At 42.9% G+C, this 23,269-nt stretch carries 19 protein-coding genes; 9 read left to right on the forward strand and 10 right to left on the reverse strand.

The genetic code is table 11. From position 1 onward, the window contains the following. Nucleotides 1-55 precede the first annotated feature (55 nt). Nucleotides 56-1,255: an outer membrane beta-barrel protein gene (locus tag OPS28_RS01085; protein WP_265607576.1), complete on the reverse strand. Its 1,200-nt coding sequence runs from the start codon at nt 1,253-1,255 to the stop codon at nt 56-58. A 483-nt stretch (nt 1,256-1,738) separates the two neighbouring features. On the opposite strand from OPS28_RS01085, the gene OPS28_RS01090 reads away from it, so the two are divergent. Together OPS28_RS01090 and OPS28_RS01095 are read left to right on the forward strand one after the other, a co-directional pair. Continuing rightward, nucleotides 1,739-3,151 carry an undecaprenyl-phosphate glucose phosphotransferase gene (locus tag OPS28_RS01090; protein WP_332017547.1) on the forward strand — a complete coding sequence of 471 codons (1,413 nt, stop codon included), beginning with the start codon at nt 1,739-1,741 and terminating at the stop codon, nt 3,149-3,151. A 97-nt stretch (nt 3,152-3,248) separates the two neighbouring features. Next, nucleotides 3,249-3,572, forward strand: a complete 324-nt coding sequence (locus OPS28_RS01095) for a GFA family protein (RefSeq protein ID WP_265607578.1) — start codon at nt 3,249-3,251, stop codon at nt 3,570-3,572. A 353-nt stretch (nt 3,573-3,925) separates the two neighbouring features. Here OPS28_RS01095 and OPS28_RS01100 read toward each other — a convergent pair whose 3' ends face one another. Next, nucleotides 3,926-4,387 (reverse strand): MarR family winged helix-turn-helix transcriptional regulator, encoded by a 462-nt coding sequence (locus OPS28_RS01100; protein WP_265607579.1) that lies wholly within the window; start codon nt 4,385-4,387, stop codon nt 3,926-3,928. 175 nt (nt 4,388-4,562) lie between these two features. Here OPS28_RS01100 and hppD point away from each other — a divergent pair, with 175 nt between their 5' ends. The 3 genes from hppD to OPS28_RS01115 all read left to right on the forward strand — a co-directional run bounded on the left by hppD (nt 4,563) and on the right by OPS28_RS01115 (nt 6,759). Next, nucleotides 4,563-5,651 carry a 4-hydroxyphenylpyruvate dioxygenase gene (gene hppD / locus OPS28_RS01105; RefSeq protein ID WP_265607580.1) on the forward strand — a complete coding sequence of 363 codons (1,089 nt, stop codon included), beginning with the start codon at nt 4,563-4,565 and terminating at the stop codon, nt 5,649-5,651. Further along, nucleotides 5,651-6,199 (forward strand): VOC family protein, encoded by a 549-nt coding sequence (locus OPS28_RS01110; protein WP_265607581.1) that lies wholly within the window; start codon nt 5,651-5,653, stop codon nt 6,197-6,199. Before hppD ends, OPS28_RS01110 begins: the two co-directional genes overlap by 1 nt. A gap of 128 nt (nt 6,200-6,327) precedes the next feature. Next, the gene (locus tag OPS28_RS01115) at nt 6,328-6,759 is read left to right on the forward strand and encodes a hypothetical protein (RefSeq protein WP_265607582.1); all 432 of its coding nucleotides are present in this window, start codon (nt 6,328-6,330) and stop codon (nt 6,757-6,759) included. 552 nt (nt 6,760-7,311) lie between these two features. Here OPS28_RS01115 and OPS28_RS01120 read toward each other — a convergent pair. From OPS28_RS01120 to OPS28_RS01140, 5 genes are all read right to left on the reverse strand, one after another. Then, the gene (locus OPS28_RS01120) at nt 7,312-8,244 is read right to left on the reverse strand and encodes a hypothetical protein (RefSeq protein WP_265607583.1); all 933 of its coding nucleotides are present in this window, start codon (nt 8,242-8,244) and stop codon (nt 7,312-7,314) included. Then, nucleotides 8,237-8,911, reverse strand: coding sequence for a hypothetical protein (locus OPS28_RS01125; protein WP_265607584.1), 675 nt, complete (start codon nt 8,909-8,911; stop codon nt 8,237-8,239). The genes OPS28_RS01120 and OPS28_RS01125 overlap by 8 nt, the downstream gene beginning before the upstream one ends. Continuing rightward, nucleotides 8,904-9,446, reverse strand: coding sequence for an RNA polymerase sigma factor (locus tag OPS28_RS01130; protein ID WP_265607585.1), 543 nt, complete (start codon nt 9,444-9,446; stop codon nt 8,904-8,906). Before OPS28_RS01130 ends, OPS28_RS01125 begins: the two co-directional genes overlap by 8 nt. A 93-nt stretch (nt 9,447-9,539) precedes the next feature. Continuing rightward, entirely contained in the window at nt 9,540-10,448 is a 909-nt protein-coding gene (locus OPS28_RS01135; protein ID WP_265607586.1) for a hydrogen peroxide-inducible genes activator, read from the reverse strand. A gap of 78 nt (nt 10,449-10,526) precedes the next feature. Further along, the gene (locus tag OPS28_RS01140) at nt 10,527-13,190 is read right to left on the reverse strand and encodes an ATP-binding protein (protein WP_265607587.1); all 2,664 of its coding nucleotides are present in this window, start codon (nt 13,188-13,190) and stop codon (nt 10,527-10,529) included. Nucleotides 13,191-13,634: 444 nt separating this feature from the next. Here OPS28_RS01140 and OPS28_RS01145 point away from each other — a divergent pair, with 444 nt between their 5' ends. From OPS28_RS01145 to OPS28_RS01160, 4 genes are all read left to right on the forward strand, one after another. Then, complete coding sequence (locus OPS28_RS01145; RefSeq protein WP_265607588.1) at nt 13,635-14,141, forward strand: glycine cleavage system protein R; 507 nt, start codon at nt 13,635-13,637, stop codon at nt 14,139-14,141. A gap of 89 nt (nt 14,142-14,230) precedes the next feature. Beyond that, entirely contained in the window at nt 14,231-16,309 is a 2,079-nt protein-coding gene (gene ppk1, locus OPS28_RS01150; RefSeq protein ID WP_265607589.1) for a polyphosphate kinase 1, read from the forward strand. Continuing rightward, nucleotides 16,306-17,862, forward strand: a complete 1,557-nt coding sequence (gene ppx, locus OPS28_RS01155) for an exopolyphosphatase (protein ID WP_265607590.1) — start codon at nt 16,306-16,308, stop codon at nt 17,860-17,862. Before ppk1 ends, ppx begins: the two co-directional genes overlap by 4 nt. A 115-nt stretch (nt 17,863-17,977) precedes the next feature. Then, entirely contained in the window at nt 17,978-19,474 is a 1,497-nt protein-coding gene (locus OPS28_RS01160; protein ID WP_265607591.1) for a serine hydrolase domain-containing protein, read from the forward strand. Nucleotides 19,475-19,496: 22 nt separating this feature from the next. Here OPS28_RS01160 and OPS28_RS17045 read toward each other — a convergent pair whose 3' ends face one another. The 3 genes from OPS28_RS17045 to OPS28_RS01175 form a co-directional block, all read right to left on the reverse strand. Continuing rightward, nucleotides 19,497-20,657 carry a GGDEF domain-containing protein gene (locus tag OPS28_RS17045; protein ID WP_265607592.1) on the reverse strand — a complete coding sequence of 387 codons (1,161 nt, stop codon included), beginning with the start codon at nt 20,655-20,657 and terminating at the stop codon, nt 19,497-19,499. A gap of 414 nt (nt 20,658-21,071) precedes the next feature. Beyond that, nucleotides 21,072-21,971 (reverse strand): fructose bisphosphate aldolase, encoded by a 900-nt coding sequence (locus tag OPS28_RS01170; protein ID WP_265607593.1) that lies wholly within the window; start codon nt 21,969-21,971, stop codon nt 21,072-21,074. Nucleotides 21,972-22,084: 113 nt separating this feature from the next. Then, nucleotides 22,085-23,260, reverse strand: coding sequence for a phosphoglycerate kinase (locus OPS28_RS01175; RefSeq protein WP_265607594.1), 1,176 nt, complete (start codon nt 23,258-23,260; stop codon nt 22,085-22,087). Nucleotides 23,261-23,269: the final 9 nt, after the last annotated feature.

Raw genomic sequence — 23,269 nt, forward strand, 5'->3', positions numbered from 1 at the left:
GTAAATGCGCAAAACATTACGATGCTGAGGAGCAGGCTATTTATTGGTTTTTGCATTAAAGCGTGACCCTTGCACTTATACCATAGACATTTCTATCGAAGGTGACATCTTCACGATCACTATCTCGATTACTAAACTGGTAAAAAATACCGAATAACAACCATCGTCTAAATTGGTAATCCGCTGACAAGTCCACCCGTGTCACGTCGTCGGTTCGTTCAGCGGTTGGGGGACCTACGTATTCATCTTGAAAATAAACGAAGGCAGTCTTGGTTGAAAATCGCTCGACCCATTCATGATTCCAAGTTGCTCGGTAATCTCGGGTTTCAATAAAATCTGCATCAGACGTGGTTTCGCGAGTATCGGTGCTGGTCGCTAATTCGAAGTGAGAGTAGGTTAACGGGCTCCACTTTACACCCACCTCCCATTCGGCGCCGGAAAAGTCTTCACGAAGGGCCGAATCAAAATCTTTTTCTTTATAACCCGCTTTCGCAAATCCTTTAGTTGTAGCGCTCGCCCGCCAGGTCACGCCCGCCATTACACTCTGCTCGACACTGTCTAGCGGGTTAGATGGATCGGCTGCGTTATCGTAAGAAATATCGGTCGTCCCAATTTCGATCACAGCCCGCGCGTGACCACCGATTTTATATGCGAACGCCGCCCCTATGTCGGTATAATCTCTGTCTCTAAACAGATACGTTCCAATGCCTTTGTCGTAATCTAAGGAAGAGTACCCAGCCTTTAAGTCAAGCCTTCCCCGCGCGGACAAAGCGCCGAATGAGTAAACGCCATCGATACCGGAGTTGTTCCAGGTATCAACCTCGGTTAATGAACGGGCATTGCCATTAGAATATCTGCGCCCCCGTTCATCGTGTCCGTCTTCATATGTTGCTATAGCATCAAAGCGATGACGGCTACCAAACTCAAAGTCACCATATAGACGAATAAGATGATCGGTGTAGTTATCAGCATCGCTATCAAAATAATCACCCCGCTCAATGCGATAAGCTAACCCTAATTCATGCGTACTAAAGCGCGTTATAGCATTTAATTCTGGCGCTACAATACTTCTCCAGCTCGATATACTTTCCTCACCGTCGCTGGCATAGGTGACATTGTCTATATATGAAAGCTGGGAATTAAGCTCAGGAATCAGATCAAAATTACCAAGCTGGATACGCCCGTCTTCTTGTGTAAAAACGGGAGGTGAAATTGCAATCGTAAGGGCGATGACGCCGTAAGTCCGTTTTATCATGTTATCTCGCATTATTGGGGTTTTAATCGAAAAACGTTCTAGATCCATAGCCAAAGCGCGTTATTGGTTAGCTGGATAGCACATTTCTCAAATATAGAACATTTATCTAGAAAGATGCATGCGAATAGTATGCCAGTTAACGAATTTACAAATCCGCGTAATTTTCGTACAGCCTTACTACTAAAAATTACCTTCAATTTGATACCAAATCTCAGGCAATGATTATTAAACTTTTGCAATGTGCCGCTAACGCTCGAAAATTAGGAAAAAAATTTAATTGCACTTCGTCACGTTTTAGCGTTTGATCTACGCCTTCTAAAAACTGGAACATTTGTTGCTTTCGTATTGGGTAAGCATGAAATTGGAAGTCTTCGGAAATGATGCTTTTTTCCACCCAGACCTCGTATTATCTGGTTTATCACGCGGAGCACTTGAAAAATGAAATTTAATTTACTTGACAGTCAGACGCTAATTAGCAACACCATGACGAAAAAAGTCGATGATAAGGGTGTTAAGGGTTACTACCAAAGTAGTTTCTCTACTTTGTATCGTTTGATTGACTTATCCCTCATTACGTTCTGCTTTTATCTAGCAATGTTTTATTATGACCTAGGGGTGAGTACCACGGCGCTTATTCTACTATTCGTGAACGTGGTTACCTTTCAACTTACCGCTGAGGGATTTGACTTGTACCGTTCCTGGCGCAGTAGCCACACGACCTCGATGCTTCGCTGTAGCGCAATGACCTGGCTGGTAAGCTGTGTAGCAACGTTAACCATTGGGTATTTTTTGGCCTACAGTTTAACACTTTCACCTGAAATGGTATCTGTGTGGTTCGGAACATCGTTGATTCTTCTACTTACGTGGAGAATCGGTATGCGCCAGATTTTGTTTAAAATTCGCAAAAGTGGCATGAATACACGTACCGCTATTATTATTGGCGCCAACCAAGTGGGTTACAATATGGCGTTGCAAATGGTCGAAAATGACCAGTTAGGTATCAATTTTAAAGGCGTGTTTGATGACCGTATCGAAGATCGCGACGCACAGAACTTTCAAGATCAGATAAAAGGGAATATTGAACAGGCAATTGAGATGGCAAAAAATCACCAGGTTGATTACATCTATATTGCACTACCTACTTCCGCAGAAGACAGAATTAAAGCTATTCTTGAAAAGTGTAGTGATACTACGGCGAACGTGTATCTTATTCCTAATTTCTTTATGTACTCTTTATTGAATTCGCGCTGGCAGACGGTTGGCAATGTTCAGGCGTTAAGTGTTTACGATACGCCTTTCCAAGGTGCTAACGATGTATTTAAGCGGATTGAAGACGTTGTAGTAAGCACAGCCATTCTTGCAGTTCTCGCGATTCCGATGTTACTTATCGCGGCGGCCGTTAAATTGACCTCACCGGGTCCCGCTATCTTTAAGCAAAAACGATACGGATTGGACGGTAAGGAAATTACTGTGTATAAATTTCGTTCCATGTGTACACAGGATAATGGGGCTGTGGTTAAGCAAGCAACGAAGAATGATCCCCGCGTAACGAAGTTAGGTGCCTTTTTACGCCGTACCTCGTTAGATGAACTTCCCCAATTTATAAACGTTTTGCAGGGACGTATGTCCATTGTAGGGCCACGTCCTCATGCCGTCGCGCACAACGAACAATACCGAAAATTAATTACCGGTTATATGCTACGACATAAAGTTCGTCCGGGTATCACTGGCTGGGCTCAGATTAACGGACTTCGTGGCGAAACCGAAACCGTTAACAAAATGGCTAAACGTGTTGAATACGACTTAGATTACATGCACAGATGGTCAGTGTGGTTTGATTTAAAAATCATTCTTAAAACCATTGTGGGCGGCTTTTCTGGCAAGCACGTCTATTAAATTATTTCTATTTGCTCCGTCAAGGCCTCATTCGAGGCCTTTTTTAATGCTATAAGTTCGCTACACTACCCAATAAATAAAGGAAGGAGCAACGTAAATGACGCAGGGCTCATGTAATTGCGGAAGGGTGAAGTTTCATTGCTCAACAAACATACGAGACGTGTATATTTGTCACTGCTCAATTTGTCGCAAGTCAACAGGAAGCGCTGGAATAGCGGTTTCAATTATCCTTAACGACGATTTTAAATGGATACAAGGTAAAGAACTGATAACAACATGGGAAAAACCAGGCCACGATTGGCAAACCAGTTTTTGTAGCCGATGCGGATCTCCACTCCCCGGACAAAATGATGATATACGAACTTATATTCCGGTTAGTTTGCTTGATACAGGCGCTGTAAAATTAAAAATTAAACATTAAACATTAAAAATTAAACAACATCTTTTCACCGAATCAAAAGCGTCGTGGGAAGAGATATAGACAATCTATATCTGTCTATATTCGCACATTATTGACTCAAAGATGGCGAGGCTCATTCCGCCAGCGCAATCGCTATTTAATTTATGTAGTTGCGCTCCCCTTCCCTGCACGTTCACTCGCTCGAACAACGTTGTGCCAATAGACTTAGATTACCTTTGCGCGAGCCGATTGGTGAGAAAGCAGACAAACACGTAGCAATGAATTAACAGGCGATTTGAGGAAAGCATCCTACGCAGGCGAGCGCAAACGAACTATCTTGTGCGATCGTTTCTTTCCCTGGTAACGTTAATCTTTCAGATTTGCAAAGAACTCGCATGCTCGTATAGCTGGTCAATTAAGGCACTGAATTGCGCTTGCTCTTCCTTAGTAAAACATTTTAGCAATGCACGTTCATATTCATAAGAAAGAGGAACAATTTCGTCATAAACTGACTTCCCCGTGGTAGACAAGCGGATGACCGAGCGGCGCTTATCATCTTCTGCCATATCCCTTTCTATAAGCTTTCGCTTAAGCAATTTACTTACTGAACGGCTTAAAATAGACTTTTCGATTTGTGTTTTGGCGCTGATTTCATCGGCAGAAATATCCGGATATTCCCCCAACACCGCCATAATGCGCCATTCCGTGATAGAGATAGCGAATTTATCTTTATATATATCAGCAACCAAGCTACTGACTTTGTTTGACAATATGGACAAACGGTAGGGCAAAAAGCGCTCAAGTTTCAAAATCGAATCGTTGTTCTCACTCGACATACAGTGTCCTATATAGTTTCCACCACTTTAACCCCTGGCACTGAGCATATTTGACAATAGTTGTTGTTGCAACTAAATTGGTTGCCATTGCAACTATTAGCTTTCATCCGCACTTTCTTTTTTTCTGTGGCTGGGGACTATGGTTAATACTTATAACGAGATAGAGGGGAGTAGTATGGCTGATTTATTTGAAAACCCAATGGGATTGGATGGATTTGAGTTTGTTGAATTTTCCGCGCCAGAAAAAGGCATTCTGGAACCCGTATTTGAGTCAATGGGGTTCACTAAGGTTGCTGTACATAAATCTAAGCAAGTAGAATTATGGCGTCAAGGCGACATCAACTTTGTTACCAATTACGAACCTAAAAGTCACGCAGCCTACTATGCTGAAGAGCATGGTGCGGGTGCTTGTGGCATGGCTTTCCGAGTTAAGAACGCGCAATACGCTTATAAAGAAGTACTTAAAAAAGGTGCACAACCTGTTGAGGTACATACTGGCCCCATGGAACTTCGCTTACCTGCAATAAAAGGTATCGGTGGCGCCACCCTTTATCTGATTGACCGTTATAAAGAAGGTGAAAGCATCTACGATATCGATTTTGAATGGATTGAAGGTGTTGACCGTAGGCCTGAAGGTTGTGGATTCCATACCTTAGATCACCTTACACATAACGTATACCGTGGTCGAATGGAGTACTGGGCAAACTATTATACTAAGTTGTTCAATTTCCGTGAAATTCGCTATTTCGATATTAAGGGTGAATATACCGGTTTGCTTTCAAAAGCGATGACAGCGCCAGATGGCAAAATTCGTATTCCTTTAAACGAAGAAGCAGCTGGCGGTGGCGGTCAGATCGAAGAATACTTGATGAAGTATAACGGCGAAGGCATTCAGCACATCGCTTTTTCTTGCGACAATTTGCTTGAATGTTGGGATCGCTTGAAGAAGCAAGGTATGAAGTTCATGACAGCGCCCCCTGAAACCTATTACCAAATGCTGGAAGAACGTTTACCTGGACATGGTGAACCTACCGAAGAGTTAAAATCTCGTGGTATTTTACTTGATGGAACAACCGAAGGTGAGAAGCCTCGTTTATTGCTGCAAATTTTCTCTGAAAACATGCTTGGACCAGTATTTTTTGAGTTTATTCAGCGTAAAGAAGATGAAGGTTTTGGTGAAGGTAACTTTAAAGCCTTATTTGAGTCTATCGAACGTGATCAGTTAAATCGGGGTGTGATTAAGAAAAAAGACGAGGTTGCCTAATGACGATTAAACGTATTCATCACGTTGCATATCGCTGTAAGGATGCCAAAGAGACAGTTACTTTTTATCGTGACTTGTTAGGCATGGATTTTCAGCTTGCTATTGCTGAAAACGAAGTACCTTCAACCAAAGAACCCGATCCCTATATGCACGTTTTCCTTGACGCTGGGATGGGCAATGTCTTGGCGTTTTTTGAAATACCTAACTCCCCAGAGATGGGGCGCGATACCAATACCCCAGCCTGGGTACAACACATTGCGTTTGAAGTAGACAGCATGGATGAACTTTTGGCTGCGAAAGAAAAGTTAGAAAGTAATGGCGTTAGCGTATTGGGTCCGACAGACCACACTATCTTTAAGTCAATTTACTTTTTCGATCCTAACGGCCATCGTATCGAACTGGCGGCCAATACGGCCAAGCCTGGTATGCTGGAAGAATTAAAACGTGTTGCACCCGATATGCTGGAAGAATGGTCTAAAACCAAACAAGCGCCCAAACATGCAGATTGGTTGCATAGCGGCGGCGATATTTCTGGTGCAAAAAGCTAATCATCAGCGCCATAGATAAATCTTAAAGCCACATTTGTGTAAACATATGTGGCTTTTTTTTGCCCCTACATTTAGTTTTAATGAGCTCATCTTCCGATATCTAACATTTTATTATTGGCTCGTACGTAATGAAGGTCTCCGAGTATGAGGATCGCCATTTTCGCGGCGATGACGAAGCTTTATTCCTCGTCACTCCCTTGGCGGTGGCGGAAGTTTTTTCTACCGTCACTCTCCTAGCGATAGCGGAAGTCTTATTTCCCGTCACTCCCGCGAAAGCGGGAGCCTCCCTATTATTCGCTGGTATTCGAAAAAAAGCGCTTTTTTACACGCTCGCCTCGCGCGACGGAGGTCGCCACTTTCGCGGCGATGACGAAGTTTTATTCCTCGTCACTCCCGCGAAAGCGGGAGCCTCCCAATTATTCGTTGGTATTCAAAAAAAGCGCTTTTTTACACGCTCCCCTCGCGCGATGGAGATCGCCACTTTTGTGGCGATGACGAGGTTTTACTCCTCGTCACTCCCCTGGCGGTGGCGGAAGTTTTTTCTACCGTCACTCTCTTAGCTGTGGCGGAAGTCTTATTTCCCGTCACTCCCGCGAAAGCGGGAGCCTCCCAATTATTCGTTGGTATTCAAAAAAAGCGCTTTTTTGCACGCTCCCCTCGCGCGACGGAGGTCGCCACTTTCGTGGCGATGACGACGTTTTACTCCTCGTCACTCCCGCGAAAGCGGGAGCCTCCCAATTATTCGTTGGTATTCAAAAAAAGTGCTTTTAAGCACGCTCCCCTCGCGCGACGGAGGTCGCCACTTTCGTGGCGATGACGAGGTTTTACTCCTCGTCACTCCCTTAGCTGTGGCGGAAGTCTTATTTCCCGTCACTCCCGCGAAAGCGGGAGCCTCCCAATTATTCGTTGGTATTCAAAAAAGCGCTTTTTTGCACGCTCCCCTCGCGCGACGGAGGTCGCCACTTTCGCGGCGATGACGAAGTTTTACTCCTCGTCACTCCCTTATTGATGTCGCACGTTTTGTCGTAGGTAAATTTTGAAGCTCAAAAGTAGCCATGTATCGGAATGGCCAGAATCCACTACAAGGTAATCGAATACTGACCAAATTTATTTCAGAACTCATACACTGCAGCAGATGATAACAACTGCGATGAGTTTATTTTTTCTTTAACGCAGCTTTTAATTTTTTCCTGTGAAAAAACATACACGCGATCCATAGCCTGATCAGCCTCATTGCGGCTGAAATCTTTCAAAACAAAACTCACACTTTCATTCTCAGGCAGCCCGCGCAAGCCACTACCGAAACGACAAAGTGCATCACCAATGCTAGACTCAAAGTTTACTAAGAACTGCTTATAAGCTTTTCGTTGCGCTTCTCTCCGTTGATTAAGTTTATCTTTTTGTTTGCGTTCAATTTCACGTGCATGTTTTAACAATTTCTGCTTACGCGCATCGAACTCAGTCAACTTCTGTTCCACTTCCTTCAGCTCACGTTGCACTTCTTTTTTTCGTGCACCATCAGCCTGCCTTAGTTCAAAAAGTAAATCTCGCTTTCCTCGTTCTAGCTCACGCCGCTCCCAGGCAAGTTCTCTCTCTTCACTGCGTAGCTCACGCATCTCTTCGCGTTGTTCACGAAAAGCTTCTTCAAACCGTTGCACCGTTTCTTCTGCAAAATGCTCCCAGTCCCCATCCATATCAATTTCAATACCATTATCGCCGGCGATAATAACATTAGGTGGCATAGACGCATCCGGAATGCTCACTAACAACTCTTTTAATCCATTTATTATTCCCACGCCTGAGCTACGCGTTGAAACATTGTAAATTACCCCCTGATTAACCAAATATGTGGCTTCTATGGAACGATAGCGAATGCTTTTCTCTCCACGGCTTTGTTTAAGGGCAGTATCTAATACACCTGTCATAATCTGAATTTCTTTCTTCAATTCAGGGTAATTTTTCGCTGCAACTGCTACCGAGCTGGTAAAACCAAAACTGGCAGTAAGCATCAATGCGGCAATTGAATTTAGTTTACGTTTATTCATGGGAAGTCTCCAAAGGTCTGCTCAGGCCAGAATAGGTACTGCCTATTGCCTCAATTTCTTGTTCAAGATCGTTAATTTGACGGGCATAAAAGCGTTGGTCGTCCGTACGTTGCTGGTTTATAAACTTAACCAGCTCTGCGAAGTCTTCCCGTCTTTCTTGTCTACTGGAAGACAGTAGATATTGAGTGAGTTGTGCACCATTTTCCTGCTGCTGTTTCGCCATTGCATCCATATACTGAGTAAGCAATAATTGATTAGATTCCTTGTATTCGTCCAAACGCTTGGCTACCAATTGATTTATTTCCTTCTCATCTGGCCCCCGATCAAATCCTAAGGTCATTTTGCCGTCTGTCATTTGTACCTGAAACCCTGACAATACCATCACCATAGCTACTACAGACATAGCCATTGAGGCCATCGGCATCCATTGGCGTTGCCACCATCGCGGTTGAGCGTTTGTCTCGAAGAATGTCGCTTCTTTATTCCATTCTGGCAAAGGTAACTGTTCAAATTGGTCAGCAGCCAACGTAAATCTACTTGCGTTCGCTACCCGCTGAGCAAATATCTCGTCCTCTAAACAAAGTTGGTCGAAACGTAGGCTTTCCTCAGTCGTTAACTTATTCTCCAGCCACTTACTAATTAAAGATTCGTACTCCGGATTACGCATTTTCCACCTCCAAATCCAGTTTTAATCTACTCAGAGCACTATACAGTCTCGATTTTACGGTATTGGAAGAAAGTCCTAACTGCTGCGCGATCTCTTCGAATGTGAAATGATGAAAAAACTTAAGCTCAACAACCGCTTTTTGCGCTATAGGTAATTTTTGCATCGCACTTAACACCTGTTTACTTGATTCATTGGATAATATTCCGGTCTCTGGAGCTTCCTCCTCAGACTCTTGCTCTGGGCATTCATCTAATGACTGCTGAGGTCGTTTACGCCGATAAAATTCCATGCAACGATAGTGAGCAATTTTAAACAACCAACCTTTAAAGGCCCCTTCATGCCTATAGTTAGCCAGACTTTTAAACACCGATACAAAAATATCCTGCATTAAATCCGCAGCGTCATGCGTATTGCCCGTCATCCTAATCCCGTACTGGTAAATAGGTTGCTCGTAGCGCTTGATTAAAGCGAACCAAGCCTTTCTATCGCCTTTTAATGCTTTACTTACCAGCTGTTCATCCCGCCTCTCGAACACTGCGTGCCCTCTTAATTATTGTTACGCTGATGCTACTTCTTGTTATTTAATGTCGAGCCACTCTACTAAAAAGTTTGGTTTTAATTTAAAAATTTATCGGAGGGTGGGAAGAGGGAGTAAGGGTGCCACAATTTCACCAATGCGCCTGAATAGTTGCATACGCGTGGTCCCTGCACGCCACACCAAGCCAATTTCTCGCCACGCTCCTTGTTCAGCCGGCAATGCCACTAGTTCAGTGTTAGTTATTATTTGTTGGTTTAGTGCCAATTCGGGCAAGAATGTGTAGCCTAACTTACTGTTGGCAAGTTGCACCAATGTATATAGGCTGCTGGCGGCTAAGTTACTAACTTGGTCCTGGTGCTGTAACCCGCAGGCGCTGACCGCGTGGCCGGTCATACAATGCTCTTGTTGAAGTAAGAATATGCTGCGTTTTGGTAGGAGCCGGATATCCAGTGGATCTGGTAACGACCCAGCCAAATCCTTGTGTGCAATAAGATGGAACGGATCGTGTCCTAACACCATTTGTTTACATCCGGGTGTATCGATAGGCAACGCTAAAATAAGTAAATCTAGCTCTCCGTCGGTAAGTTGTAGTAACAGGTTGTCGGTGGTATCTTCCTGCAATTCTACCGTTAACTTGGGCAGAAAAGACTTAAACCCGCCTATCATTCCTTCAAAAAGAAAGGGGGCGATGGTTGGTATTACACCGAGTTTAACCGTACCGCTATCCCAATGCCCGGCATTTTGAGCAAATTCAACTAACTCGCTGGCATCTTGTAGCAATACTTTGCATTTTTCAACCACGTCCAGACCTAAAGAGGTGAACACAAAGGTTTTATGTTCACGCTCCAGAAGCTGTGAGCCGAAATGATCTTCAAGATTTTGGATGGCGGTGCTCAGTGTAGATTGACTGACACTACACCGCTGGGCTGCTTTATGAAAATTTTGTTCCTGATGTAATGTTACCAGATAATGCAGATGCTTAAGGTTCGGCCATTTCATAGTTTGTTCTTATGATTGAAAAAGACCTTTTCAATCTAGCATACCGATTATAATCATCAATAGCATGGGTAAATTTGCTCACCATTTTGTCAATATTGCTTCCAATGTCTCTTTGGTAAGGGGCTTCACATAGTGAGCGGAAAAGCCTGCGGCTTTTGATTCTTCTATATATTTATCCGCTCCCCAACCACTTTGCGAATAAAATTCGACGTCTTTTGCTTCAGGAAGTACTTTTAATAATTTACAAAGTTCATAGCCATCTATCTCAGGCATACCAATGTCGAGGAAAACACAGTCCGGCCGGAAAGATTTAAATGCACGAACAGCATCTTTAGGATCCGCTATACCGATAGTTTCAAAGCCTAATGCTTCACACAGTAAACAATAGGTATCTACCAAATCGGCATTATCATCTACAAACATTACTTTTTTTCTTGCCGTTATTTTTGGCTCTGCCACCGTATAAGTTGTTTGGTCATATGCTGACTGAGATACGGGAAGTCTTATTTCAAACGTACTACCTTTGCCCTCGCCTTCACTTTCGACGGCTATAGTGCCATGGTGTAATGCGACTAGTTTACTGACTAAAGTCAGCCCTATTCCCAGGCCGCCTTTAGTATGCGTTGAATGCGCTTCAATCTGTGTAAACATATTGAATACATCGGGCAAACGTTCTTGCGGGATACCCAATCCGTTATCGGTAATTCGCACGACAACTAAGCTAGCTTCCTGTTCAACACTAATTGATATTTGGCCGTTGCGATCAGTATATTTAGCAGCATTGTGAATAATATTAGAAAAAATTTGGCTTAAACGCGCGCGATCGCCAAATACGGGAACGTCTTCTTTCAGGTACTCCACAGCCACATTATGACTTTTCTCCCGGATATGCTGGTCGACCATTTCTAACGAGTCTGAAATAATATCTTGAATATTTAGCCGTTCAAATTCGAGTTTAACTTTACCCTGAGTAATACGCGAAACATCCATTAGGTCATTTACCAATTTCGACATGTATTCAGCCTGCCGGCTAATAATGGCACCCACCCGCTTTTTAGTCGCCTCGTCATCGGTAGACTCTAAAATACTCGCCCCCGACATAATGGGTCCCAACGGATTTCGCAGCTCGTGAGCCAGTGTCGCCAGGAACTCATTTCGATATTGATCCTGCTTTTCCAGTTCCTGAATACTGATATGCATGCGCTCTTGTACATCCAGCGCGTACACTAAAAACATACGGTTCAAGCGATTCGCTGTATCGATATCGGCACTATCAAAGGGTATGGAACGGTCATTGATCGCTCTTTCATGAATGGAAAATGACGCGCGGGGTTTTAATCGTTGTTCTTTAGGCGCTTCTTCTGATTTTTCATTTTCTGCACCCATCCATTTTTGTATGCGTTTTTCTTCCTTGCGGAACCAAGCCGTGAAATAGCGCTTCTTCTCAAAAAGCGGGATAATCATGACTCCCGCGATACCATACTTTTTCGCTTCAGGCCAAGCGGCTGAAAGATTGTCATTAGTATAGGGAAAGGCTTCGGCTCGACTCGCTTCCGTGAAAATATCTTTAACCATTTCCATCGGAAGCGTGTTACCTAATGTGATAGTTTCATACTGAGAAAAATAGATGAATCCATTACAATTCATCGCATCTAGAAAGGCTTTCTCACCACTTTTGACAACTCGTCCAATAGGGTTTGAGGGGCCTATTTTATCCAGCATTTTATCAACTGAGCGTTCCGTATCGGTCTTTTTGGCGTTTGCAATTTCCTGTTCTTTTGCCAGTAAATGCCATGAAAATAACTGACTCAAATTCTCACACTGTAGGCGAACATCTTGAGGAATATAACAGGGCTGCCGGTGATGACAGGAAATTAAGCCATAAAGCTCACCATCAGTGACCAAAGACACGCTAAACGACGCACGAAGACCTTGGTTTCTAATATATTGTAAATGTATAGGAGAAAAACGACGCAACAGCGAACGTGAGAGATCCAGCGGTTCACGCCCCGACTCTTCAATGGTTGGAATGAGCTTCGAGGCTTCTAGTTCGGTATCTGGGGTTAAACGAACCCAATTGGTTTTATATAATTCCCGTGCCTGCTTTGGAATATCAGTAGCGGGGAAATAAAGGTCCTGATAAGAGTCAATATCATCCGCTTTGGCTTCGGCAATGACTAGACCAGAATGATCTTCATTGAATTTATAAAGTACCACCCTATCCATGTTAGTCAGGTAACGTATGGTGCTTACCATCTCCTGAGCCATATCTCGGAGTGATGTTAATTGCTTAAATCGTGGCGCAATGCTCATCGCATAGAGTTTGATAAACTGCTCGGCGCTATAGGTATTTCTAAACTCAGTTGAAGGTTCGAGTTCTACAACGTAGTAATCGCCACTACTATAAACGACTGCCAGATATTCAACGTCAACATCAGGCTCTAATAAATCCTCGTTAAGCGTTAAGCGAATAGGTAAACGAATTTTGTTTTGTTCAGCGCGTTTAAGGGTGTCTTCTAAAAACGATTTTTCTTCAGTCTCTGGCCGAAGTAAGTCGAGAAAATCCTTCCCTATTACTTCTTTGTCTTTGAAAAGCAATTTAACGTTTTCACTTATTATCGCTATTTGTTTATCACTACTTTTAAATGCGATCAAAAAACCGTAGCTTTGAATGCTCTCTGGGATGTGAATGGGTTCATCTTCACACTGATCAAAAGAGAACGTCGGTTGTTTTTTTTGCATTCAATATATCCTGTTGGATGGGGATGGAATAAGTTAATCGGCTCCCACAAGGGGGAAACTATTCTTTAACGATGAAAAGCGCGAAAAAGACTAACATATCTGACGGATAATACTCATTTTCACGCTAAATATGTTTTGCTATTCCGAGGGAGCATTCCGAGCTAACACCACTTATACCTTACTACTTGAATGCGACATCAGTACTGGAAAAGAGGAAACCATTTTTGAAAGCTGAGCGATGAAGCAATGCTACAGCCTTTGAAAATACTAAAATTAAAAAGAATGTTGAATAGATGTATTTATTAGCTACGTGGTTTGAGCACTCATTATTGCGACCTATTACGGCATTTTCTCGTGGCGATATTATCCCCCTCTCTTTTCATTTCAGTCATCTCAAACTATCTTTGATTAATCACTTATGTTTCTTATTAACAAGGGAAAATTATGCAGTCACTCATTATTACCGTTATTGGCAAAGACAAACCAGGAATAGTGGATTCTATTGCTAAAAACGTCTATCAGCGAAACGGAAATTGGTTATCCAGCAGTTTTGCGCATATGGCAGGCATGTTTACGGGTTTTGTAGAAGTTCAGGTTAGTGAAGACAACGTTGATGAATTGGTTTCTTCGGTGAGCAAAATTCCTGACCTTGATGTGCACTCTATTTCCGTTGCTAGTGAACAAGTAGAGTTAAGTAACACGCTCACCGTAGATGTGATGGGCAATGATAAGCCAGGCATAGTTCAGGAGTTAACCAGCATTTTTAATCAATTCAATTTAAATATCGTTTCTTTTGATTCGCGTTGCGAAAGCGCACCTGCCTGGGGAAGCATGATGTTTAAAGCCCGTGCTGTCATTACCGTACCTGATAGTTTTGACGAAAGTGCACTGCAACGCGCCCTAGAAAACCGCTCTGCCGATTTAGTCGTAGATATTTCCATTGGTAAGTAAAAAAAGCGTTGTCAGTGTTACCTGTATGTCAAACAAACATATCAGTCACGGGCTCGTTAACCTATTGAAACCCGTACCTTTAAGAATACATGGACAACATCGAATTATACTACCCTAAAGAGTTGAGCTGGCTTTCTTTTAACGAGCGTGTGCTACAAGAAGCGGCAGACAGAAACACCCCAGCGGTGGAACGTTTGCGGTTTTTAGGTATCTATTCAAACAATTTGGACGAATTTTTTAGGGTTCGAGCAGCCGATGTAAAACGGCAAATCACTATCGCTCAAAATGATGGGAACGATGAAGAAGCTGAGAAAAAAATTCAGCTAATGGAGCAAATTCAATCCAAGGTGGTTGAACTTTCAGCTAAATTTAATGACATTCACAAAGATGTTTTAAAGTCACTCGCTCGATACCATATCCTTATTTTACGTAAGGACGCGCTTAACGACTATCAGAAAACGTGGGCGCGAAACTTTTTTATTAATAAGGTGTTAAGGCACATTGCTCCCATTTTGATAGATAAAAAAACGGATCTATTAAGTCGTCTTAACGGCACCGCCGTATATCTGTATGTCGCCATCAGACGAAAAGGTAAAAATCCGCGTTTCGCGGCTGTTCAGGTGCCAACCTCTGAAATGTCACGCTTTGTGGTGATACCACCGGAAAAAAGCCGCAAGAAAAAACACATTATTCTACTGGATGACATTATTCAGCTATGCCTTGCCGAAATATTCAGGGGTTTTGTCAAGTTCGACACCCTTGAAGCATTCTCGTTTAAGATGACCCGCGATGCCGAATACTCTATCAATGATGAAATTGATGAAAGCTACGTTGAAAAAATGTCTGAGAGTATGAAGCAACGTTTAATTGCCGAACCCGTGCGCGTGATACATGATCAATCTATGCCTAAAGATATGGTCTCTGACTTGCGCAAGCGGCTTAAAATCACCTCTTTAGATACTATGCATGCCGCCGGGCACTACCGCAATTTTAAAGATTTTATAGGCTTCCCTAACGTGGGGAGAAATTACCTTGAGTATACCCCCATTCGAGCCATAAATAGCCGCAGCTTCTCACGGTTTAATACCGTATTTGATGCGATAACTGCCCATGATGTATTGTTGTATTACCCCTATCATCGTTTCTTACATTTCACCGAATTCGTGCGACAGGCCGCGTTCGATCCCAATGTCAAAATGATCCGCATTAATATTTACCGGGTGGCAACAAATTCCCGTATTATCAACTCACTGATTGATGCCGTCGACAACGGCAAAAAGGTCACTGTTGTGGTAGAACTTCGCGCCCGTTTCGATGAAGAGGCTAACATTGAATGGTCCAAAAGAATGACCGATGCGGGCATCCGCGTTATTTTAGGTGTGCCCACCTTAAAGATTCACAGCAAACTATGTGTGGTTACCCGCGAAGAGCGCAACTCCATGGTTCATTATGCCCATTTTGGTACAGGTAACTTTAATGAAAAGACCGCCAAAATTTACACTGATTTCAGCTTATTTACGCGCAATCAGGATCTCGCACAAGAAGCCGTAGGGGTGTTTGACTTAATTCAATATCCGTATCGACGATACAAATTTCAGCATTTACAAATTTCTCCACTCAATGCTCGAACCAAAATCCAGTCTTTAATTCGGCAAGAAATTCAGTATCTTAAAGAAGGGTCCCAAGCGGGTATTACGATAAAAATTAATAATCTGGTAGATAAAGAACTTATCGACGACTTATACCGAGCCAGCCAGGCAGGGGTAAAAATTCGTGCGTTAATTCGCGGCATGTGTTCGCTGGTGCCAGGTATTGAGGGTATAAGTGAGAATATTGAAATTATTTCTATAGTCGATAGATTTCTAGAGCACCCGAGGGTAATGATTTTCGAAGGGGGCGGCTATAGAAAAGTGTTTATCTCATCCGCCGACTGGATGACACGTAATATGGATAATCGTATTGAAGTAGGCTGTCCTATCTATGATACGCGATTGCAAAAGCAGATTGTTGATGTCATTGAATTACAATTCGAGGATACTTTAAAGGCGCGGATAATTGACAAAAATCAGGTCAATCGTTACGTTGATAGAGGTAACCGTAAAAAAATTCGTTCGCAGGAAGCCATATATGATTACCTGAGAACGCTTGAAGAAGAACTCCCGGATTGAACAAAAAAAGCGTTTCACAACCCCCGGCCTTTAAACATGATGAATTAAAGGACGTCAAAAAGGCGGCTGCGCTCGACATCGGTTCAAATAGCTTTCATTTAGTGGTGGTCCGAATTGTGGCAGGTTCGGTGCAGATTTTACATACCGTAAAAGAGAAAGTGCGTTTAGCCCAAGACCTCGACGAAAACAATGTATTATCACAAGAAGCAATTGACCGAGGTTTAGGTATACTTCGTATCGTTGCAGAAACGCTAAAAGGCTTTGAACCTGATAACGTAAGAATTGTGGCCACGCATACGCTTAGAAAGGCGATTAATGCAAAGCAGTTTATTAAAGCTGCGAAAGCAATCATTCCCTACCCCATCGAGGTCATCCCCGGAACGGAAGAAGCTCGGCTTATATATTCCGGTGTTGCCCACACCACTCATCATGAAGGTAAAAGATTAGTTATTGATATTGGTGGTGGTTCCACAGAATTTGTTATCGGTGAAGAGTTTGAACCCAAGCTCTGCAGAAGTATTCAAATGGGTTGTGTTAGCTATACACAATATTTTTTTATAGATGGAGAGTTAAACGCCTGCGCTTTTAATAAGGCCATAACCAGTGTGGAACAAGCGTTAGAGTTGATCGAAGGTAAATTTATGAAGACGGGCTGGGACATATGTCTAGGTACGTCTGGCACAATAAAGGCGCTTTTCAAGCTTGTTCAGATTGATCGCCCGAATGGACATGATATCCCGATTACCCTTAAAAGTCTTAACACGCTAATGCAGCAGTTCATCGAAGTTGGTCACGTAAACAAGTTATCTTTTCCTGATTTAAGCGATGATAGAAAGCCGGTTATCGCTGCGGGACTGGCGATATTAATAGGTATATTTAAAACACTAAAAATTGACGAGCTTATTTATTCTTCCGCCGCGCTTCGTGAGGGTGTCATCTATGAAATGGAAGCGACCCTTAAACAACAGGATATCCGCGGCAGAACAGCTACCAGCCTGGCCTCTCGCTATGATGTGGATACGGCTCAAGCTAACTTGGTACTAAAAACCACCATGACCCTTTACGACGCCTGCGCTAAGCGTTGGAAGATTAAACAGGCAGAGCATAAAAGTATGCTTGGTTGGGCTGCATTGTTACATGAAGTCGGTTTGCAAGTTAATTCAAGAGGGGTTCAAAGACACTCTGCGTATATTCTTTCCAATTCAGATATGCCAGGTTTTTCTCAGGAACAACAAGAATTATTATCGACCCTTGTGCGTTACCACCGTAAGAAAGTATCCGTTCAGGAAATTGTAGAATTTAATCAATATGACAGTGAAGTAGTTTACAAACTCATTGCACTATTGCGCCTTGCCGTAGTATTGAATATTAAACGGCAAGAAAACTATCTTCCAGATTTCAAAATCGTATCTGATAAAGCCGGTTGTACGATACTGTTCCCTCCCGGATGGCTGGACCAGCGAAGGATAATTGCCGCCGATTTAGCGCGGGAAATGCAATATTGGGAAGCGTTAAATCTCAAATTGTTTATTCAACCTGACCCCATCCTTTAAAATCTTTGTATCAGCCACTAGCACGAAAAAGATATCGTTACATATTAGTGGTTTAACCGTTTTACGAACCTGTTATAGTTTACTCCCCTCACCGATGATAAAACGGAGCTGTAGAATGAAAGTTAGTATCGTGCTTTTTTCATTACTATATTCGTCATTCGCCTTCGCAGATCAAGCTGCTTTTGACAAGATGGTTACCCAAACAAAAGATTTATTTGATCTTCCGTTTGCCACAGCTGTTGCTGTCGTAAGAGATGATGAAGTGATATATGAGGGCTACTTTGGTTTTGAAGATATAGAGAAACAAAAGCCTGTCGATCAAAACACGTCTTTCTATATCGCATCGGTAACGAAACCTTTCTTTGCTTTAACGGTTTTACAAAGCGAATATAACCAACAAATAGATACTTCCAGCTCACTTCTTTCCTTATTTCCGGATATTGATTTTCAGATGGAAGGCGTTAATAAAATAACCATTAAACACCTCCTCTCGCACACCTCCGGAATTAGTGAAGACCCATTTATTTGGCCGTTCGCCTATACTGGTCTTCATAACCCTCAAATTAGAAGAAAACTATTAACCAATATCAAACCAAATAAAAATACCTTTCCCGGTGAGTTTGAATACGCAAACATTGGCTATAATATTTTAGGTATGTGGTATGAAGAATCTCTAAACACCACGTGGCAGCAAGCGATTAGCCATCATACTATCCGCCCGCTGAAACTCATAAATACCTCCACAACCCTCCCCACAAGCGATAAAGGTGTTGCTCCTTACGCATTACCCTACTCGGCCAGTTCAGATACTCCTAACAAACCGCTGTACTTATTTAAACAGCCCCAGACAATGCACTCTGCGGGAGGAATGACGTCAACGGTGAATGACCTGGCAAGCTTTATCAAGGTACAACTCAACGATGGCAAACTAAACGGCGAACAAGTTATACCTTCACAAGTCATTCAAAAGTCACATCAATCCATATCTACGATCCCTAACCCAAACGGTAAAACGAGAACATTTAGCAAAAATGAGTATGGGTGGGGTTGGTTTATCGGCCAATATCACGGTGAAAAAGTGTTTCATCACGGTGGGGGTTATCCAGGCTCGTCAGCGCATGTTTCCTTTATACCGAAGCATAAGCTGGGAGTCGCTATTGTAAATAACGAAGGCAGACTGGGGAACGCAATAAATACGTTACTAGCAGATGCTATTTACCAACATCTGCTAGGTAATAAAATGGCAGAAAAGCATTTACTAGATGAGCTGCACGCGCTTAAAAAAGCGGTAGATGGGTTTATAGAGAGAAACAAACAACGCCGTTCTGACGAGCCAGAAAACTCAAGTTTGACGCTTCCCACTTCAAAATACGTCGGTCTTTATCAGCACAATCTATTGGGCACCGTAGAAGTGGCGTCGCATAGTGGACATTTGCAAATCACCTGGGGGGCCTTAAACGCAACGTCTCGACACGCTAAGGCAACTGATAGCGTTTTAGCTGAGTTGGTTCCTGAACGAATGCAAGAAATATCATTTAACCGTGACCAGCAAGGAAATGTGACAAGTCTCGTTATTGATACAAATCGTTTCCAAAAGACGAATGCAATGTGAAGGGCAACAAAACGGTCAACTATTACGCGTTGACCGTAATGACCTGATTCCGTCCTGCAGACTTCGCCTTATACATAGCCGAATCAGCTGCCTTCAGCCCATGATAAATATCACTATTTGAATGGACTTCGACTACCCCAAACGAAGCGGTTAATGAAATATTCGTATCTGCTACCGTGAGAGGTTTGGCCTCAATTTTAGAGCGCAGACGTTCCGCGAATGCTTCAGCCTGTTTAACGTCGCTTTTTGGCGAAAGAATTAAAAACTCTTCTCCGCCCATGCGGATTAAAGAATCTTCATCCCGCAGTTCTGCAGATACCGTTTTCGCAAATTGCTGTAATGCGCGATCCCCATTCATATGGCCATATTTATCATTAATAGATTTGAAATGGTCAATGTCGCAAATTACTACCGATAGTCGCTCATCGTTGCGTTTAGCATGGGCTAATAGTTTGGGCACGATTTCGTAAAAGAAATGGCGATTTTTGCATCCTGTGAGGGGATCTTGATAAATTTTGTATTTGAGCCGATTAACTAACGAATGCAAAATACTTACAGCAAAACCCAGCATGAAAGTAAGCATCATTACCATATGCAAACCGAAACTAACTAAGCTCTGTTGGAGTCCGTTTTGTTCAAAAAGCATCCAATACAATGGAGCTCCCGCCACAATAACAGATAACGCTGCAAGCACCACCGCCATCAACACCCGGTCACCCGGATTTCGTTCGCCACCCTGCAATTTTATATATCGAAATGCTAATAGCAGTGGGATAGCAACACTGGCCAACAACATCACGTCACATACTAACGAATTTATATCATAGGCGCTGGTGAAACTACTGAGCAAAACGATGATAAGAAGGTGTATTACTATTTTTAATCTGGTTTTACGAAGCAATGCGTGACCATAGCGTTTAACTACTGTTATAAAAAGCAAATAACCACTCAGCGTAATAAAAAACGCGTGTCCTACGGTGCCTGCTATATGGTGGTCGAAGTAAGGGAGTGTGAGGCTAGCTTGACCGGCCCACATTGTAAGTAAAAATAATCTGGCAAAAAAAGCTGAACGAGCTTTATGCTTTTGCGACGGCATAGGAAGCATAAAGGTAAATAGCATCCCAACCATGGTCATTATCCCTAACAGGGAGACCTGAAAGATATGTAAGTGAAAACTGCTCACCGAGTGTACCCCGACCACTACTGCAAATTGCCTGCATGGCCATTCGACTGTAACTACATGTGGCGTGAAGTAAGTAAATAGACCTTTATCCTATAAGATCCGCATGTGTATTATTGGAATTGTGGTGGCAGATTATAATGGAAACTAGCGTACCTAGCAACAGACTGGTCAGACATGTTTAATACCAATAATAAATCATATATGCTTTAGCATTGCTAGTATTTCTCAGTTCGTAATCATCCAGTTTGGTAAACCGTTGGTGGGTCCGAATTACACTAAATAATTGCGACTGTAATGCTGAAAAGCCAGGCAGAAGAACGATGTGCCCAGCTAGTTATTACTTACTGCTTGCATATCAGGGGGGAAGGGTAAAAGGTCGACCTCAACGTGTCGACCTTCTGATGCTTAAATAAATTATGCGATAGAGGCCTGGTAGATGTTTTCGATAGAAGTATCTAACGTGGACTCGAACTCTTCTCGAGATTGCTGAGCAGAAATACCCTCTGTCAATGCACGCGAGAAACTTGCAATCATATCTTTGTTTTGCGCAAGTTTTTCATTAGCCTCGTCGCGACTGTAGCCTCCAGAGAGGGCCACAACCTTAATGACGCGTGGATGATCGATGAGTTCTTTGTAAAAGTTTGCTTGATTCGGCAGGGTTAGCTTAAGCATGACTTCCTGCCCTTCATTTAGCAAATTAAGTTGTGTAAGAATTTCTACTTTCAACAAGGCTTCTGCTTCTGCTTTTTCGGGGCTATTGATATCCACTTCCGGCTCAATGATTGGAACTAACCCTGCAGCTATTATCTGTTTACCTACTTCAAACTGTTGTTCGACAACCGCTTTAATCCCTTCGTGATTAGCCATCTTAACCACCGAACGCATTTTTGTACCAAACACATCCTGGGCATTTGCTTTAACTAGTAAGTCGGCTAACTCTGGCATTGGCTTCATTAATTGAACACCGTTAGCTTCATCCGCCAAGCCTTTATCTACTTTTAAGAAGGGTATTACACGTTTTTTCTGCCATAGGTAATGGGCAGTAGACATGCCTTCGATCTCACGATCCAGCGTATTTTCAAACAAAATAGCACCTAACACTCGCTCGCCACTGAACGCATCGCTGGTAATAATTCTCGTGCGCATTTGATGAACCACATTAAACATTTCTTCATCGCCGCTGTACGCAGATTCGTCAATACCGTACAAACGAAGCGCTTTTGGCGTACTGCCACCACTTTGGTCAAGTGCGGCAATAAAGCCCTTTTGCGTTTTAATCTTATCCAGCATTGCTTGTTGAGCTTGTGAAGCCATTTGCATCACTCCTTTCGATTTTACTATTACTGCTTAATTAGCAGATGTAGGGTTTTAAAATGACGCCAACCCAATTTACTTATTGAGTCGGACGATATTTTTTCGCAGTAACCTTATTTATTTTTTTCTTCTAGTATGGCTACTGCCGGTAAGGTTTTACCTTCCAAAAATTCTAAAAATGCACCACCGCCTGTTGAGATATACGACACTTTATCTGCAATATTATACTTGTCCACCGCAGCTAATGTATCACCGCCACCAGCGATAGAAAAAGCTGAACTTTCGGCGATAGCCTGAGCAACCGCTTTAGTCCCCTTGGCGAATTGATCGAATTCAAATACGCCAACTGGTCCGTTCCAGACAATTGTGCCGGCATTTTTTAATATTTCTACCAATGCCTCTGCAGAGTCTGGTCCAATATCAAATACCATATCATCATTGCCAATATCGTTAACGGGTTTTAACGAAGCTTCTGCATCTTCCGCAAATTTCTGACCTACAACGACGTCAGTGGGCACAGGGATATCTGCGTTATTCGCTGTCGCCTCATCCATAAGCCGTTTCGCTTCGGCTATCAAATCCATTTCTACCAACGATTTGCCAACATTATGCCCCTTGGCGGCGATGAAAGTATTAGCAATACCGCCACCTACAATTAATTGATCAACTTTTGTCGCCAATGATTTCAAAACAGTTAGCTTTGTTGACACTTTCGAACCGCCTACAATGGCAACCATGGGGCGAGCGGGGTTATCTAACGCTTTTGACAGCGCATCAAGCTCGGCGGCCAAAAGCGGCCCAGCACACGCTTTTGGCGCAAACTTCGCCACACCATGCGTGGAAGCTTGGGCACGATGAGCAGTACCGAACGCATCCATTACAAAGATATCGCACAGGGACGCATACTGCTTAGCAAGCGCTTCATCGTCCTTTTTCTCGCCTTTGTTAAAGCGCACGTTTTCAAGTATTACCAATTCACCCGGCGATACAGATACTCCGTTTAAATAATCTTTCACTAATTTAACTGGCACATCCAATGCGTCAGTTAAATAATCTACCACTGGCTGGAGTGAAAATTCATGTTCAGGCTGTCCTTCAGCCGGACGTCCCAGATGTGACATAACCATAACCGCCGCTTTGGCATCTAGGGCGGCTTTAATAGTGGGAATAGACGCTTTGATACGCGCATCTGACGTAACTTTTCCGTTTTTGACAGGCACGTTGAGATCCTGACGGATTAGAACGCGTTGTCCTTCAAGTGAAAGATCATGCATGCTGGGTATTGCCATGAGAATTCC

Source organism: Alteromonas sp. ASW11-130, from assembly GCF_026183735.1.
In the GTDB taxonomy this organism is placed as follows: domain Bacteria; phylum Pseudomonadota; class Gammaproteobacteria; order Enterobacterales; family Alteromonadaceae; genus Alteromonas.